General features: G+C 32.2%; 16 protein-coding genes. All 16 read left to right on the top strand.

Annotated features, from left to right (window positions below):
- Nucleotides 1-37: 37 nt before the first annotated feature.
- The 16 genes from ERL59_RS07270 to ERL59_RS07195 all read left to right on the top strand — a co-directional run bounded on the left by ERL59_RS07270 (nt 38) and on the right by ERL59_RS07195 (nt 16,613).
- Entirely contained in the window at nt 38-313 is a 276-nt protein-coding gene (locus ERL59_RS07270; protein ID WP_160645534.1) for a (2Fe-2S)-binding protein, read from the top strand.
- Complete coding sequence (locus tag ERL59_RS07265; protein ID WP_160645533.1) at nt 306-641, top strand: (2Fe-2S)-binding protein; 336 nt, start codon at nt 306-308, stop codon at nt 639-641. Before ERL59_RS07270 ends, ERL59_RS07265 begins: the two co-directional genes overlap by 8 nt.
- Nucleotides 638-1,873: an NAD(P)/FAD-dependent oxidoreductase gene (locus ERL59_RS07260; protein ID WP_160645532.1), complete on the top strand. Its 1,236-nt coding sequence runs from the start codon at nt 638-640 to the stop codon at nt 1,871-1,873. The genes ERL59_RS07265 and ERL59_RS07260 overlap by 4 nt, the downstream gene beginning before the upstream one ends.
- Nucleotides 1,863-3,053, top strand: coding sequence for an NAD(P)/FAD-dependent oxidoreductase (locus ERL59_RS07255; RefSeq protein ID WP_160645531.1), 1,191 nt, complete (start codon nt 1,863-1,865; stop codon nt 3,051-3,053). Before ERL59_RS07260 ends, ERL59_RS07255 begins: the two co-directional genes overlap by 11 nt.
- Nucleotides 3,054-3,065: 12 nt before the next feature.
- Nucleotides 3,066-4,088 (top strand): proline racemase family protein, encoded by a 1,023-nt coding sequence (locus ERL59_RS07250; RefSeq protein WP_160645530.1) that lies wholly within the window; start codon nt 3,066-3,068, stop codon nt 4,086-4,088.
- A 26-nt stretch (nt 4,089-4,114) separates the two neighbouring features.
- Nucleotides 4,115-5,095 carry a proline racemase family protein gene (locus ERL59_RS07245; RefSeq protein WP_235929826.1) on the top strand — a complete coding sequence of 327 codons (981 nt, stop codon included), beginning with the start codon at nt 4,115-4,117 and terminating at the stop codon, nt 5,093-5,095.
- Nucleotides 5,096-5,401: 306 nt separating this feature from the next.
- Nucleotides 5,402-6,265 carry a YitT family protein gene (locus ERL59_RS07240; protein ID WP_160645565.1) on the top strand — a complete coding sequence of 288 codons (864 nt, stop codon included), beginning with the start codon at nt 5,402-5,404 and terminating at the stop codon, nt 6,263-6,265.
- Nucleotides 6,266-6,497: 232 nt separating this feature from the next.
- A complete protein-coding gene (locus tag ERL59_RS07235; protein ID WP_160645528.1) occupies nt 6,498-7,517 on the top strand; it encodes a fatty acid desaturase in 1,020 nt (339 codons plus the stop codon).
- Nucleotides 7,518-7,758: 241 nt separating this feature from the next.
- Entirely contained in the window at nt 7,759-8,391 is a 633-nt protein-coding gene (locus ERL59_RS07230; RefSeq protein WP_160645527.1) for a GDSL-type esterase/lipase family protein, read from the top strand.
- A gap of 278 nt (nt 8,392-8,669) precedes the next feature.
- On the top strand, nt 8,670-9,806 hold the full coding sequence (locus ERL59_RS07225; protein ID WP_235929822.1) for an Ada metal-binding domain-containing protein: 1,137 nt from the start codon (nt 8,670-8,672) through the stop codon (nt 9,804-9,806).
- A 141-nt stretch (nt 9,807-9,947) separates the two neighbouring features.
- Nucleotides 9,948-10,853 carry a multicopper oxidase family protein gene (locus tag ERL59_RS07220; protein ID WP_160645526.1) on the top strand — a complete coding sequence of 302 codons (906 nt, stop codon included), beginning with the start codon at nt 9,948-9,950 and terminating at the stop codon, nt 10,851-10,853.
- Nucleotides 10,854-10,952: 99 nt separating this feature from the next.
- On the top strand, nt 10,953-11,348 hold the full coding sequence (locus ERL59_RS07215; protein ID WP_160645525.1) for a helix-turn-helix domain-containing protein: 396 nt from the start codon (nt 10,953-10,955) through the stop codon (nt 11,346-11,348).
- A gap of 197 nt (nt 11,349-11,545) precedes the next feature.
- Nucleotides 11,546-11,998, top strand: coding sequence for a MarR family winged helix-turn-helix transcriptional regulator (locus ERL59_RS07210; protein WP_160645524.1), 453 nt, complete (start codon nt 11,546-11,548; stop codon nt 11,996-11,998).
- A 99-nt stretch (nt 11,999-12,097) separates the two neighbouring features.
- Nucleotides 12,098-14,434 carry a bifunctional glutamate--cysteine ligase GshA/glutathione synthetase GshB gene (gene gshAB / locus ERL59_RS07205; protein ID WP_201763502.1) on the top strand — a complete coding sequence of 779 codons (2,337 nt, stop codon included), beginning with the start codon at nt 12,098-12,100 and terminating at the stop codon, nt 14,432-14,434.
- 104 nt (nt 14,435-14,538) lie between these two features.
- Entirely contained in the window at nt 14,539-15,504 is a 966-nt protein-coding gene (locus tag ERL59_RS07200) for an ABC transporter ATP-binding protein (protein ID WP_160645522.1), read from the top strand.
- Nucleotides 15,501-16,613, top strand: a complete 1,113-nt coding sequence (locus ERL59_RS07195; protein WP_160645521.1) for an ABC transporter permease — start codon at nt 15,501-15,503, stop codon at nt 16,611-16,613. The genes ERL59_RS07200 and ERL59_RS07195 overlap by 4 nt, the downstream gene beginning before the upstream one ends.
- Nucleotides 16,614-16,624 lie beyond the last annotated feature (11 nt).

Below are 16,624 nucleotides of genomic sequence, written 5' to 3'. Positions count from 1 at the left end.
GCTTAATGTTGTTTTTAGAGAAATCAGGGGGATCGTCATGAGTGACCGTAAAATAATCATATGTCGTTGTGAAGAAGTAACATTGGATCAATTAGTTGATACTGCAGAGTCATATCGATGTTCTTCGCGAGAGCTTAAACTGCGTACGAGAGCTGGTATGGGGCAATGCGCAGGAAGGACATGTCGTGCTTTAGTGGATGAAATTGTACAAAAGTACACCAATGAACCAACACCGCATGATATACCACTTGGCTATCAAGCTCCAATACGTCCAATTACATTTTCATTAATGGGGGAAAAAGATCATGACTAATAGTAGAATTGTGCATCACCCTATTCTAGGTCGTTTACAAGAGCGAGGAAAGATTCATTTTACTTTTGATGATAACGAGTATATTGGTTACGAAGGAGAGACGATAGCAGCTGCGATGTTAGCAAATGGAGAACGTGTTTTACGCAGTCATGAGGAATCAGGGAATTTACGTGGATTTTACTGTAATATTGGTCACTGTATGGAATGTCGTGTAACCGTAGGTAATCAAAAAACAGTGCGTGCATGTCTATCACTAATAGAAGAGGGGATGATCGTGAATTCTGGAAAGAAATTGCCAACGCCATTTAAGAAAGGTGAGACATTATGATAGATGTATTCATCGTAGGAGCAGGACCTGCTGGTTTATCCGCAGCTAACGTTTGTGCCAAAAATGGTTTAAAAGTAAAAGTTGTTGATGAGTTTATGAAAGCAGGTGGGCGATTACTTGGGCAATTACATGAGGAACCAGATGGTACTTGGTGGAATGGAATTGAAGAAGCTAAAAAACTAAATGATGAAGCTCAACAGTTAAAGGTAGAAGTCGATTGTGGTGTTTCTGTTTACAACATAAAAAAACAGAATAAAAGCTGGAAAGTTTATACTACAAAAGGGAAATTTCAAACAAAGGCTCTATTGTTAGCAACTGGTGCTGCTGAAACAGCCATACCTATACCAGGTTGGACACTCCCAGGTGTGATGTCGATTGGAGCAGCTCAGGTGATGACAAATGTACACAGAGTGAAAGTTGGAGATCGCGGAGTAGTCGTAGGCATAAATATTTTGTCAGCAGCCATTACTAGAGAGTTGCAATTGGCAGGAATTGAAGTTTCTAGTATGTATCTACCTGGTAAAAATATTGCTACTGGCGATCATGGAAACCCAATATTAACTATGAAATCTATGTTAAAAGTAGCTTCTTTAGCTCCATCAAAATTAATTCGAATTGGCAGTAAATTAATGAAATCTGAATCTCTTCACCCCCTAGCATTAAAGTTTTATCCTAAAAGTGGGATTAAAGTTTGGGGTATGCCAGTTCATTTACGAAAAGCAGTGATTGAAATTGTAGGAGAAAAAAAGGTTGAAGGTGTTAGAGTAGCAAAAGTGGATTTAAATGGAGAGCCAATTGTATCAACGGAAGAATTTATACCAGTAGATTTTGTCTGTATTGCAGGAGGATTATATCCATTAGTAGAGTTAGCTGCAATAACTGGTTGTCCATTTCAATATGTTTCTGAATTAGGTGGTCATGTCCCCGTCCATAGTGAAAAAATGAAAACACCACTAGAAGGATTATATGTTGCAGGAAATATTACAGGTATAGAAAGCGCTAAAGTAGCCATGAAACAAGGTACAGTGGCTGGTTACTCAGTGGTACAAGATTTGTCAAATAAAAAAGAAGCATTCCAAGTTCAATTAAAACAAGCGATACAAACTGTTGAAGAAACTCGTAATCAAGCTGTAATTCAATTTCATCCTGATATACGCACTGGTCGTAAAAAAGTGTATATGTCTTTTAAAGATAAGGGCTTAATGAAAAAGAGGGATTTCTATGGAACGTAGAAATACAGAGGTATTAATCATTGGTGGCGGTGTAATAGGTGCATCCATTGGCTATTATGCTGCAAAAAGTGGAATAGAAGTTACCATCATTGATAAAGGTGACATTGCTTGTGGAACTTCTTCTCGTTGCGATGGAAATATTCTAGCAATCGACAAAGAACCTGGCTTTGACAGTCAGATGTCTCTAGAAAGTCAGAAACTAGTAAAACAATTAAGTAAAGAACTTGATCTAGAATTTGAATATAGGGCACCGGGCAGTATTTTAGTTTGTGAAAGTGAAGAGGAAATGATAGCGGCTCAAAGCTGGGTAGATAGGCAAAAAAAAGCAGGTCTTTCATTCAAAATGTTAGATCGAAGTGACATCAAACAAGAATCACCTTATTTTGCTGATGATCTTTTGGGTGGACTTGAATGTGAGACTGACTCAACCATTAATCCTTATTTGTTTACTTATTCTTTGTTTCATGGAGCTATTCATTATGGAGCAAAAGTAAAACTGAGATGTGAAGTAAAAGGAATGAGAAGGAATTCGGAAACTGGATTATTTCATGTAAACACAGATCAAGGGAGTATTATTGCTAAAAAAGTAGTTAACGCTGGTGGGGTTTGGGCTCCATATATCGGAAACATGCTAGATTTGAATATTCCCATTAAACCGAGAAAAGGTCATATCATCGTTGCGTCAAGAAATATGCCTGTAGGCATGAGAAAAGTGATGGAATTTGGTTATTTGATGTCTAAATTCGGTAAAGAAAGAACTGTAGATGAGGAAACAGACAAATATGGTGTAGCACTCGTTTTTGAGCCGACTGAGAGCCAGAACTTTTTAATCGGAAGCAGTCGTGAATTTGTTGGTTTTAACACAAAGGTAGATTTGGATGTAGTCAATTGCATTGCTCGTAGAACGATTCGATTTTACCCAAAAATCGCTGACTTCCTACTGATTCGTACTTATGCAGGGTTAAGACCTTGGACTCCTGATCATTTACCTATTGTTTCCCCTGTAGAGCAAATTCCAAATTATTATATTGCTGCAGGTCATGAAGGTGATGGTATTAGCTTAGCTGCGATTACAGGGAAATTAATGACAGAATTATTGCAGGAAAAAAGTGAGACTATCATTCCTACTCATCCTATTCGTTTTAGTAGATTTCAAAATGTGTCCACGATTCAAACATAAGAGGGTGTATTTATGAAAAGTAGTAAGATGTTTAAAACGATAGATACGCATACAGGTGGAAATCCAACTCGAACTGTCATCAGCGGACTTCCAAAATTATCTGGAAAAACAATGTCAGATAAAATGTTGCAAATGAAAAAAGAACATGACTGGATTAGAAAATTGTTGATGTTTGAGCCTAGAGGTCATGATGTAATGTCTGGAGTTTTACTTGTTGACCCGTGTCATCCAGATGCAGACTTAGGAGTTATTTATATTGAAACAGGCGGATATTTACCGATGTGTGGTCACGATACCATTGGTTTTTGTACGGCAATGATTGAATCCGGTATGGTGGATGTTGTAGAACCTATAACGATGTTAACATTAGATACACCTGCAGGATTGGTGAAAACTGAAATATTAATAGAAAACGGAAAAGCACAAGAAGTTTCCTTTCTTAATATAGATTCATTTTTGTATAAAAGTATTGAGGTCATTGTAGAAGGAATTGGGTTTGTATCGTGTGATATTGCTTATGGAGGTAATTTTTATGCGATTATAGATGCTAGGAAGCTTGATTTGGATTTAGTCCCTTCAAATGCAGAGAGAATTATAGAAACAGCGATTAAAATTCGAAAAGAAATCAATAGAACAGTTGAAATTGTTCATCCTGAATTCCCTTTCATTCAAGGTTGTACTCATGTGGAGTTTTATACAGATCCATCCCATAAAGATGCTCATGTGAAAAATACTGTTGTTGTGCCTCCTGGAGGAATTGATCGTTCACCATGTGGGACAGGAACTTCTGCCAAACTAGCAACCTTATTTGCAAATGAGCAAATTAAAATGGAAGAAGAATTTATTCATGAGAGTATCGTTGGTACATTGTTTAAAGCCAAAGTTAAAGAAAAAACTCAAGTAGGGAGTTTATCCGCAGTTGTTACAAAAATAACAGGGTCTGCATGGGTCATGGGATTCCATACCTTTTTCAGTCATGATGAGGATGAGTTAAATGATGGATTTTTACTTATCCCTCCTGCTGAAGAACATTAATAAATAGGAGTGGATGAGTTTTGGAGATGATTAAACATTTCACGACGACCGATCTACATTCATCTGGTGAGCCTCTTCGGGTAATTACGGGAGGAATCCCTTTTATAATGGGGGAAACGATGCTGGAGAAACAAGGTTATTTCAATGAACATTTTGATTATGTAAAGAAGATCCTATTAAGTGAACCACGGGGTCATCTTGGTATGAAAGGATGTATTATAACTCCTCCTATATTTAAAGAATCAAATTTTGGTGTTTTATTTATAAATCATGATGAAGATAACTCTATATGTAGCCATAGTATTATAGCAGTTACTACGTACATGTTGGAAACGGGGATAGTGCAATTAAACGAGAACAAACAAGTAATTATAGATACTCCTTCTGGAAATGTAATTACGAATCCAGTATGTAAAGGATCGCAAGTTAGAGAAGTTTCTTTAAACCATTTATCAGCTTATGTATATAAACATAACATTGTGATTCATTCACTTGGAAAAGAGCTGACAATAGATCTGGTGTTAAGTGATTTTTTTTACGTGACGATAAATGCAGCAGATTTAGGTCTAAACGTTAATATAGATCAACTTCCTGAACTTAAAAAATGGAGTCATATCATAAAAAAAGAGATTGAAGAACTCAAATTGATAAAGGAAGAGAATCAAATGATTAAAGGAATCATTTTCTCAGATTCACCTCATCATTGTGATTCAAATTTACGTTATGTGACTATATTTGAAAACGGACAAATTGAACGTTCTCCATATGGAGCTGGAGCAGGTCCACTGTTAGCTCAGCTTCATCATAAAGGAAAACTAGGAATAGGAGAACATATAACCCTCGAGAGTATCGTAGGTGTTAGAACCATTTGTAGTATATCTTTAGATCATAATAAGAAAACGAAATCTATTGTTCCTCATATTTGTGGAAGAGCATTTATTACAGGTATGCATCAGTTTGTTGTAGACCCATCAGATCCTCTAATTGAAGGGTTTTTATTAAAGTAAGTGCAAATCTAATTTATAGTACTATAAGTTTACTATTTTGCATCGTATAGTAAGCTTTTTTTGTTTGTAAGTCGTTATCTTAAAGTTTGTGTTTTTATTCAAATACGTTAAAAATGATTGACTTTTATTTCTTTTTGCAGGTATAGTAATTCTGGGTGTTATATTCATTACTAACATTATTAGTTTTTAATCAAAATAATCACTATAATTAAAGATTTTGAACAGAGCGAGATTAGGAGGGAGATTTTGGTTAGCAAAAAAACAAAAAAAATACAGTTTAATATATTATCATTTTTGAAAAAAAACATCACCAAAGCACGAATCATTAAAACATGTATCGTTATTATAGGAGCATTTTTTAATGCTATCGCTTTTAATTTATTTTTAATACCCGCTGATGTTTATTCAAGTGGTTTTGCAGGATTAGCGCAGCTCATATCCAGTGTTGTTGAAGATTTCACTTCATTCCCATATCCTATCTCTACAGGTATTGTATTATTTATATTAAATGTACCTATCGCAATTGTGGGTTGGAGATATTTGGGCAAATCTTTTACTTTGTATAGTTTTTTTAGTGTTATGTTATTAGCCTTGTTTATGGAATTAATTCCTGTCAATGCTGTAGCAGAAAATGATATTTTATTAAATGCCGTTTTTGGAGGTGTTATGTCTGCAATAGGTGTTGGATTAACACTAAAGTGGGGTGCTTCTACTGGAGGTATGGATGTCATTGTAATGATCCTATCTAGAATGAAAGATCGACCTGCAGGAACATATTACTTAATCTTAAATGGTGCTATTATTACAGCAGCTGGAGCTTTGTATGGATGGCAAAACGCACTTTATACATTAGTCGCTTTATATGCTTCAACACGTGTAATTGATGCAATACACACACGTCATATTAAATTAACAGCAATGATTATTACATCAAAACCTGATCAATTAGAAGTAGCGATAAGAGAAAAACTGTCTAGAGGAATAACGAAGCTGCCTGCAAAAGGCTCCTATTCAAAAGAGGATAAAGAGATGTTATTAATCGTGATTACTCGTTATGAATTATTTGACTTAAAGAAAGTTTTAAGTGAAACAGATCCTAATGCATTTACTAATATCGTACAAACGACAGGAATTTTTGGATTTTTCAGGAAAGAATCCAAATTGGATTAAAAGATATATCAAAAATTAGTTTTTGAATAGTAAACAATGTATAATAGATATATTGTGATAAAAAACTACCATTTTTTATTCATATTTAATAGAGTGTGTATATTTTACACTCAATATTTAAACAATTTGAAGTGGAAACTCTTCATCTAACGTCTAACCTTATGTAAATAAAATACGAATGAGAAAGAATGTACTAACTAATATTTAACTTTAAATTGTTTAGGAGGAAAAGATGAATAAAAAAAACCGTATTAATTTTAAAAAATTGCTTGCCCCTTTTGAGAAATCTAGTGCCAAATCTAGTACGAGGCAAATATTGAATACCTTTATGCCTTTTTTTATCCTTTGGTTCGCAGCGTATCAAAGTTTAAATGTTTCTTTTTGGTTATCTCTTTTGTTTTCAATTCCTGCTTCAGGGTTCCTAGTACGTATTTTTATTATATTTCATGATTGCTGCCATCAATCCTTTTTCAAAAGTCGAATGAAAAATGATGTTCTTGGTTCGATAAGTGGAGTAATAACTTTGTTTCCTTATGAAAAATGGAAAAGAGAGCATTCCATACATCATGCTACGAATGGAAATTTAAACAAAAGAGGTACTGGAGATATTTGGGTTCTTACAGTTGATGAATATGTAAAAGCTTCATTTTGGAAACGATTAGCATATAGATTGTATAGAAATCCACTTGTAATGTTTGGTTTAGGTCCAATTTATATATTAATTATTTTAAATCGTTTTAATGCAAGAGATGCAAAAAAGAAAGAACGAATCAGCACTTATTTGACAAATTTATTTATTATAATTTTATATGCTTTTATGTGTTTTGTTATTGGATGGAAAGCTTTCTTAATGATACAAGCACCCATTCTTTTTGTAAGTGGAGTATTGGGAGTATGGTTATTTTATGTGCAACATCAGTTTGAAGATTCATACTTTGAAGATGAAGAAAATTGGGATTATGTTAAAGCAGCAATTGATGGTAGCTCATATTATAAATTACCAAAAATTTTACAATGGATTACTGGGAATATTGGCTTTCATCATGTTCATCATTTGAGCTCAAAAATACCTAATTATAATTTAGAAAAGGTTCATAAATCAATTTCTGTATTAAAGAAGGCAACTACAATTAAAATAGGTTCAAGTTTAAAATCACTTCGTTTCAAACTTTGGGATGAAAGACGAAAAACTTTTATCAGTTTTGGTGATTTGAAAAAATACTACTTTAACACGAAAGTGAATGTAAAGTAGTTCATCCTTGTATCCGAATCGTTAAAAATTCCTTAAGACAGGTGTATAATTTCTGTAATTAACTTACATAAATTTGTACATCATTCTTGAAGGAATTTTTTTATTTTTTACTAACTGATTTGAACAAAAAACAATACTGGTCATATATTTTTATAGGCATGAACCCATTAGAAAGTAAATGCATAGGATATAGAACCAAAATAGAACGGTTAATACAAAAGGCTAGAGAGGATGATTCAAGTTGATTAACTATTTAGCTTTAGGTGATTCCTTATCAGTTGGTGTGGGCGCTCCGGCACCGCAATATGGTTTTGTACCTAGGTATATTTCAATGACACGTAAAGAATTAAAAAAATATATTTCTTGTGAAAACATGGGTGTGTCTGGAGCAACATCAGAAAATGTTTTAGATATGGTTACTAAATCTGATCCGGTTCAAGTTTTAATCAGGCAATCTGATTTGATTACCATTTCGGTGGGTGGGAATGATATGAAAAATGCTGCACTACAATTTTTAAGAAGTAAAAATAAAAGTGTATTATCTACAGCTCTAAAACGATTTAATTGTAATTTTGACAACATCATTGATACAATCCATTGCTTAAAAAGATATAATAGAAAAAATTATATTTTAAGGGGCATAAACTTATATAATCCATTCCCAAATACACCTGGAACAGAAGCTTGGGTTAGGCGGTTTAATCAACATATACAAAGTTTTGAAGGTAAGAATATTGGAATTGCCAACGTATATCCAATTTTTGTTGGAAGAGAAAAAGAATTATTATCATCAGACAAATTTCATCCAAACGGTAAAGGTTATTATTTGATGGCCCAATCATTATATGAATTAGGTTATTATCCATTATATTAGTAGACCTGTACCTGACCATACCTAGTATCTTATTTATTACTACAGAGTAGTTTTTAATAAATGCATATAATAAAACGTTTCTTCTCAATTTGAGAAGAAACGTTTTAATTTGTGGTATTACATTCCATGATGAGACTGATAAATGTGGATTTTGTATAATGTAAGACTAAGTCCAATTCCTATGGGACATTTGGATGAATCTATGTGTAAGTGCTGATTTTAACCATATAATATATACTATAAATAATATATTGTTTGAAAGAAATGAGGAATTAGTCATGAAATATAAGTTAAGTCATGATGAGATGTATCATATTATGAAAAATAATGATTCATCATATGATGGGGATTTTTTTATGTGTAATAAGTTAACTCAAACTTATTGTTTAACCTCATGTGAGGTGACCATGCCTAAAATTGAACAAGCGGAATTTGTTCACTCATATAATGAGGCAGAAGCTAAGGGGTTTCATCCTTGTAAATTGTGTAATCCTAATGTTTTTCATGTCAAATGGGATGATTATATTGATACGTTAGAAATTGAATTACCTAATGAATTTAATTTTAATGAATGTTTGGTTTATTTTAAAAAATCAGAAGAAGAATGTTTACATAAGGTTGTTCAAGATAACGTTTTTAAATTATTAAAATTTGGTCAAAAATTTGTGTTATTTAAAATATCATGTGTTAATAAAAAAATGATCATTACATTTCTAAATGGAATTCCAACGAGCTGGATGAGAGCTCAAACTGCAAAATATATATGGGATATGTTTGACTTTGATACAGATTTGACCCCATTTTATTCCTCTATGAAAAATGATCGCATCATGGGAGTACTTATTAAAGAATATTATGGATTAAGATTAATTAAAATCAATGACTTATTTGAAGCCTTATGTTGGTCTATCCTCGGACAACAGATTAATTTGAAGTTTGCTTATACTTTAAAAAAACGTTTTGTACAGACATATGGTGAAAAAATTACATATGAAAACGTGGATTATTGGATTTTTCCAAAGTCGGATCGTATATGTGAAATTCATATTGAAGATTTAAAGGAAATGCAAATATCAACAAGAAAAGCAGAGTATATTATTGGGGTTGCAAAGATGATAACGGATGGAACCTTAAATCAAAAAAAACTAAGATATGAAAATCATTATGATAAAATGATGGATCAACTTACTTCAATTAGAGGAATAGGAAAATGGACAGCTGATTATACGATTATGAAATGTTTTTCTATCAATAGTGCATTTCCCGTAGCAGATGTAGGAATTCATAATGCATTAAAAGCAATATTAGGATTAAATCAAAAACCATCCATTGATGAAATAGAGGGGCTGGTGAAACAATGGAAGGGCTGGGAGTCTTACGCTGCGTTCTATCTTTGGAGATCCTTGTATGATTGAATATTCTTTCACAATTTAAGTAAGGAAATATGTTAGTTTCTAAAGATCTTTCTATGTTTTTTAGAGACCTATTTGTTACAGAGTGCACATACTATATAACAAAAGCTTAAATTACTGCTCTTCTAATACATTAAGGGGGAGATGATATTGGTTATTACTCCAGGAATTCCAAACCTTCCTTACGTTTTGAAAGAAGGGATTAAACATTTTTTATTAGTTGCCGAACCCGTCACCCAACAATTGCTGCCTGGGTTGTATATAAATGGATGGGGATATAATGGGTATATCCCAGGTCCTACAATACAGGTTTTTCAAGGAGACAATGTAAATATAAGAGTTTATAACAAGCTTTCAGAACCAACAAGTGTTCATTGGCATGGGTTAGATGTACCTAATGTCATGGATGGGGTTCCGGAAGTAGAACCTTCTCCAAGAATAGATCCAAACCATTATTTTGACTATCAGTTTAAAATTACTAATCCACCAGGTTCACATATGTATCATACACATTATCATACAGCTAAACAAGAAATGATGGGACTAGGTGGAACTTTTATAATATTAGATCCACCTCAAAAGCAATCAATCATCCAAAGAGACTATTTTATGATGTTGCAGGAGTTTGCAGTTATTGGGATGAAAAAAGGAACTTTATCACCTGGTACTTATAACCTTGAGCCTCTATCACACGATTTAAATTTCTTTACTATAAACGGAAGATGCTTTCCCTATACGATACCACTTCTCGTTAAAAAAGATGAAAACATACGAATTCGTATCGGCAATTTAGGAATGAATGCTCATCCAATCCATCTTCATGGTCATCAATTTATAGTTACTGCTACGGATGGCAATTCCTTTTTAGAGAGTAACCAATATTTGAAAAACACCATTTTAGTAGGTGCTGGTGAAACATATGATACTCAGTTTTATACCAATAATCCAGGGATATGGCCATTACATTGTCATATTCCTCATCATTTATCCAATAATTCTACTACAAATACAGGCGGTATGTTTACAACTGTTACCTATACTGAAAAATAAATGATTGAAAACATTGTTATTTTAAAAAGAATCTATTAGAATTATAAAGCATACAACCTAATAGGACCTAACCAGCTTCGCTTTAAAGGAGACATCATGATGAAAACTACGATTCTACAAAAACCTTCGCAAAAAATACTTAATAAAATGAAGGAGATTGAAAATAGAGAAGTAACAAAATCAGAACTGATAGGGATTAATATTTATTTAATTCGAGAAATGAAACAAATAACACAAAAAAAATTATCTATAGAGAGCGGCTTATCAGTTTCCTCTATTTCCAAAGTGGAAAGAGGAAAGAAAGTATCAAACAAAACAGTTCATAAAATATGCAATTATTTAGGGTATTCTATAAAAGAATTACAAACGAAAGTTATTTTTAATTCAGATGATACAGGTATTGAAATTGATATTCATATTAAAAAAGAAAGAAAAATGATAGATCTAGATCCAGATTTACTAAAATATTTTGGCTTGAAGTGTGGAGAAATTTAATAACTATTTTGAAAAGGACCGTATAAGATAATATAAGTTTTATACTATCTTTTTTGTTTGAAAGTTATGCAAGTGAATATTTTTTGTAAGAGAACACATATTAATAAAATCTTGGAAGGGGTAAAAATATAGTTGCAAAAATCAAGTGATTTAATTAAAATATTAAGAAGATATAGAAAATGTTAGGAGTGATAATAATGAATCAGTTTAGGGAGTCTATGTTCATTTTATCTAGAAAGTTTGGTATTCTAAACGAACAATCTTGTGTAAATTGCTGTGGTAAGGAACTATCACTAGTGCAAAGTCATATATTATATGAAGTTAATCGTCAAAACCAACCTTCTATGCAAGATATTGCTAGTGCCTTAAGTATGGATATTACAACTTTTAGTCGTCAAGTTAAGAATTTGATTGACAAAAATTTAATCAAAAAAACACCTGATTTAAAAGATAATCGAATTCATATTTTGTCTTTAACAGATAAAGGGAAAGAAATACAATCTAAAATAGACCTAGAATTTAATATTTATCTTGAACAAGTATTTTCTCAATTAAGTGAATTTGAACGAGATACGATTATAAGATCGATTGAACTACTAAATATTTCAATGAATAAAGCAGAAGTATGTTGTGTTGCTGCATTGAAGTGATTTTCGATTTAATACTTGTATTATGCAAGTTTATATCATCCATTATTCTTTCTCTGGATGATATATACTTACATATTCAGAAAGAAGGTGAAAGAATTAGTGGATAATGAATTTTATAAAATTGTTCAAAAATTGAATCTTGAGTATGAATTTTTAAGTGGGAATTTTGGTTTAGAGAAAGAAAATGTAAGAGTTAATGAATTAGGTAAACTTGCTCTAACCCCACACCCTGCAGTTTTTGGAAATAAGTTAACCCATCCATTTATTACGACTGATTTTTCAGAAAGTCAAATAGAAATGATTACTCCGATGTTTCAGACACTTGAAGAAAGTTTTCATTTCTTAGAAAATATCCATCATATTGTTACTTTAGAGCTGAATGATGAATATTTATGGCCACAAAGTAATCCTCCGATGCTTCCAGAAGAAGAGAAAATTCCAATCGCAAAATATGATGATAGTAAAAAGGGAAAGGAGGCTGAGATATATAGAGAGAAGTTAGCTGTTGGTTATGGAAAGAAGAAACAAATGATTTCAGGTATTCATTATAATTTTTCTTTTCAAGAGGAATTTTTAATGAAGATTTACAAAGAACAAAATACCAATAAAACTTATAAACAGTTCAAGAACGATATTTATTTGCAAATCAGTAGACATATATTGAAATATAGATGGTTGCTCATTTATTTATTTGGTGCTAGTCCAGGAGTGCATTCAAGTTATAACAAGGAATGTATAGAAATGATGGAGAAATTAGATCAAGAGAGTTCATATTTTGTATATGCTAGTTCTTTTCGAAATGGAGTTTGTGGTTATAGAAATGAAAGAGAATTGAATGTATCTTATCACAGTGTTGATGAGTATGTAAAAGATATAAAAAAATTGATCAACGATGGAAAGATTCAAAGTGTGAAGGAATATTATAGTCCTGTTCGTTTAAAATCAAAAAGCTGTTCTGATTTATTAACATCATTAGAATATGATGGTGTAGATTATTTAGAATTAAGAATTTTAGATTTAAATCCTTTTCTAACCGTTGGTGTAGATTTAAACACACTTTACTTTGTTCATTTATTTATTTTATTTGGTTTATTCAAACAAGAAGTAAATAAAAATGAGCATTCACAGATGATTCCTCTAATTAATCATGAGCTTACTGCTAGTTTGGGTAGAAAACATAACTTGAAGCTTTTTAAATCTGTACATGAAGTTGTTTCTATTCATGAATGGGGGATTGAAATCTTAGATGAAATGCTTACTTTTATTTCTACTCTAGGTATAAAAAAGCAGTACTTTCAACAAATCATTAATAATGCAAAATATAAATTTAAACATCCTGAAAAAAGTACCTCATCACTAATTTTAGAAGCTATTCGAGAAAAATCGTTTATCCAATTTCATATGGATAAAGCAAAACAATATTTGAATATAAGTAAATCAAAGTCATACAATCTTTTAGGTTATGAAGATATGGAGCTTTCCACACAAATATTATTAAAAGATTCGATTAAGAAAGGTATACATTTTGAGATTTTAGATCGGAATGACAATTTTATTGTGCTGAAAAATGAAATGAAGAAAGAATATATTAAACAAGCAACAAAAACTTCATTGGATTCATACAGCACCATTCAAATGATGGAAAATAAATTAGTAACAAAAAAAGTGCTGATTGAACAAGGTATAAACGCCCCTATTGGACAACATTATTTAACTATGGATGAAGCATTATCAAGTTTCAATCAATTTAGCGGAATGGGGATCGTAATTAAACCAAAATCAACAAATTTTGGATTGGGTATTACGATTTTAAAAAATGATTATTCTCTAGCCTCATACAAAAGAGCTGTTGAACTTGCTTTTCATCATGATAACTCCATACTGATTGAACAATTCATTAATGGGAAAGAATATCGTTTTTTTGTCATTAAAGATGAAGTAGTAGGTATTCTGCATCGTGTTCCAGCAAATGTAACTGGGGATGGAATATCGAGCATACGAAATTTAGTACATGAAAAAAATAAAAATCCTTTAAGAGGTCAGGGATATAGAACTCCATTAGAAAAAATCAAGTTAGGGGAGAATGAAGAAACGTTTTTAAGCAGTCAAGGGTTAAACTTTCAATCCATTCCCAAAATAGGAGAAATTGTTTATTTAAGAGAAAATTCTAATATAAGTACAGGTGGGGATAGTATTGATTTTACAGATGTTATTCCTAGATCGTATAAAGATATTGCCGTATCTGCTGCAAAAACCGTAAGCGCTACTATCTGCGGAGTAGATATGATTATTAAAGATCATCATTCACAAAATTTAAAGGAAAACTACAGCATTATAGAATTAAATTTTAATCCAGCCATTCATATTCATTGTTATCCTTACAAAGGTGAAGATAGGAAATTAGGTGAGAAGTTACTAGAGGTACTCGGCTTTTAAAGTAAACCTACTAAAGTTATAACAAGGAAGCAGTAATTGTATATGTTAAATTTTTGAAATGATATAATTTAGTAATATAAATATTAGGAGGTTGGAATGAAGGAATGAGTGAATTCATTTATGATGAACCTGTTATCAAAATAGAAAAACTGTTTAAAAAATATGGTCAATTCATTGCTGTGAATAAAATTAGTTTTGAGGTTCAGCAAGGTGAGGTTTTTGGATTATTAGGTCCAAACGGTGCTGGGAAAACAACCACTATGGAAATGATAGAAGGATTAAGAAAACCCGATGGTGGGATGGCTTTAGTTGCTGGTTTTGACACTCAAAAACAATTAAATAAAGTAAAGGAAGTCATAGGTGTTCAGCTTCAATCTACTTCATTATTTGATTTGTTAAAAGTGATTGAAATAACACAAATGTATGCAAGTTTTTATCCTAACCCTGTAGAGATTGAACCTTTGCTGGAAAGTGTTAATTTACATGAAAAAATGAACGATAGGGTGAAAAATCTATCTGGAGGGCAAAAACAACGTTTGGCCATTGCTTTAGCCTTAGTTAATGATCCTAAAGTCATTTTTTTAGACGAGCCAACAACGGGTCTCGATCCACAAGCTAGAAGAACGTTATGGGATATTATTTTAAAATTAAAAGAGAGAGGGAAGACGATCATACTATCTACACATTACATGGATGAAGCCCACATTTTATGTGATCGTATTTGTTTAGTAGATCAAGGAAACATCATTGCTTTAGATACACCGCAAGAGTTAATTAAAAGCTTAGACTCTCAAAGTGCGGTAGAGTTTAATTTATCAAATGAGGATTTGTTAAATGATGAAGATAAAAAGCTGCTTGAGCATGAGTTTGGTAATATGACAGCTGTTAAACAAGTAGATATACATCATGATACCTATATATTGTATACAGATCAATTACAGGAAACGTTAACAGACTTAATACAACAAGCAGAAGAAAAAAAGATTAACTTAGCAGATTTACAAACTAGAACGGCTACATTAGAGGATGTATTTATACATATGACAGGAAGGAGCTTAAGAGAAGAATGAAGGGTTATGGACAGTTAACGATAGCACAATTGAGAATATTTGCACGAAATCGTCAAGTGCTTTTTTGGACACTATTTTTCCCAATTTTTTTAATGATTATGATTGGCTCCTTTATAGGTGGAGGGAATGATGTTTCTTTACAAGGTGTTATCATTGATATGGATGATTCAAGTGATTCCAACATATTTGTAGATGGATTAATATCAAATCAAACCTCTATAGATGCCCCAGTCTCCATACAATTTGAACTATCAAAGGATGAGTCGATTGCAAAGGAACAACTTAAACAAGGGGATATTCAACTTATTGCAATCGTACCTGAAGGTTATAGTAATGAGGTGAATGCTATAGGTGGGTCATCCAATATTATTTTATATTACGACGAAACAGATCAATTAAGGTCTACGATAGGAATTGGATTAGTTGAAGGTGTAGTAGATCAGATTAGTAAACAGATGGCAGGATATGAACCTGTTATTACAGTACAACAAGAGGGACTTCAATCATTAAATTTACAATACATTGATTTTCTTGTTCCTGGTATTGTAGCGATGATGATCATGTCAAATAACCTAAATGGTGTAGCTGGCCAGATTGCATCTTGGAGGGAACGAGGAGTTCTTCGCAGAATGCAAAGTACAACTTTAAAAGCATCCACTTTTATCGCTGCTCAAATTACAGCTAGACTCATATTAAACGGTCTTCAAGCACTAATTGTTTTATTAGTAGGAAGTTTCATTTTTGGCACACAAGTAAATGGATCTTGGTTATTATTGATTATGTTTGTCGTATTAGGAACATTAACCTTTATGTCGATAGGTTTTATTATTGCTTCAGTAGCCAAAACACCAGAGAGTGCAGGACCTATAGCAGGCTTTATTTCCTTTCCGTTATTGTTTCTAGGTGGTGTCTTTTTTCCAATTGATGACATGCCTTCTTATTTGCAACCTATTGTAAATTCACTACCTATTGCTCATTTAAGTACAGCTTTTAGACAAATTATGAATGTAGGTGCGGATTTAACTACTTTATGGAGTGAAGCACTGTTACTGAGTGGTTGGATGATAGTATCCTTTATCATTGCAAGTTTTACATTTAAATGGGATTAATAAAATAAAAA

This window comes from Chengkuizengella marina, from assembly GCF_009910845.1.
Classification (GTDB): domain Bacteria; phylum Bacillota; class Bacilli; order Paenibacillales; family KCTC-33759; genus Chengkuizengella; species Chengkuizengella marina.
Note: the sequence above shows the minus strand (reverse complement) of the source record. Positions and strands in the feature narration are given on the sequence as shown.

Bases quoted from the DNA above. Each gene is read 5' to 3' on its own strand.
- ERL59_RS07270 (WP_160645534.1), top strand. From the start codon at position 38: ATGAGTGACCGTAAAATAATCATATGTCGTTGTGAAGAAGTAACATTG.
- ERL59_RS07265 (WP_160645533.1), top strand. From the start codon at position 306: ATGACTAATAGTAGAATTGTGCATCACCCTATTCTAGGTCGTTTACAA.
- ERL59_RS07260 (WP_160645532.1), top strand. From the start codon at position 638: ATGATAGATGTATTCATCGTAGGAGCAGGACCTGCTGGTTTATCCGCA.
- ERL59_RS07255 (WP_160645531.1), top strand. From the start codon at position 1,863: ATGGAACGTAGAAATACAGAGGTATTAATCATTGGTGGCGGTGTAATA.
- ERL59_RS07250 (WP_160645530.1), top strand. From the start codon at position 3,066: ATGAAAAGTAGTAAGATGTTTAAAACGATAGATACGCATACAGGTGGA.
- ERL59_RS07245 (WP_235929826.1), top strand. From the start codon at position 4,115: ATGATTAAACATTTCACGACGACCGATCTACATTCATCTGGTGAGCCT.
- ERL59_RS07235 (WP_160645528.1), top strand. From the start codon at position 6,498: ATGAATAAAAAAAACCGTATTAATTTTAAAAAATTGCTTGCCCCTTTT.
- ERL59_RS07225 (WP_235929822.1), top strand. From the start codon at position 8,670: ATGAAATATAAGTTAAGTCATGATGAGATGTATCATATTATGAAAAAT.
- ERL59_RS07220 (WP_160645526.1), top strand. From the start codon at position 9,948: ATGATATTGGTTATTACTCCAGGAATTCCAAACCTTCCTTACGTTTTG.
- ERL59_RS07215 (WP_160645525.1), top strand. From the start codon at position 10,953: ATGAAAACTACGATTCTACAAAAACCTTCGCAAAAAATACTTAATAAA.
- ERL59_RS07210 (WP_160645524.1), top strand. From the start codon at position 11,546: ATGAATCAGTTTAGGGAGTCTATGTTCATTTTATCTAGAAAGTTTGGT.
- ERL59_RS07200 (WP_160645522.1), top strand. From the start codon at position 14,539: ATGAGTGAATTCATTTATGATGAACCTGTTATCAAAATAGAAAAACTG.
- ERL59_RS07195 (WP_160645521.1), top strand. From the start codon at position 15,501: ATGAAGGGTTATGGACAGTTAACGATAGCACAATTGAGAATATTTGCA.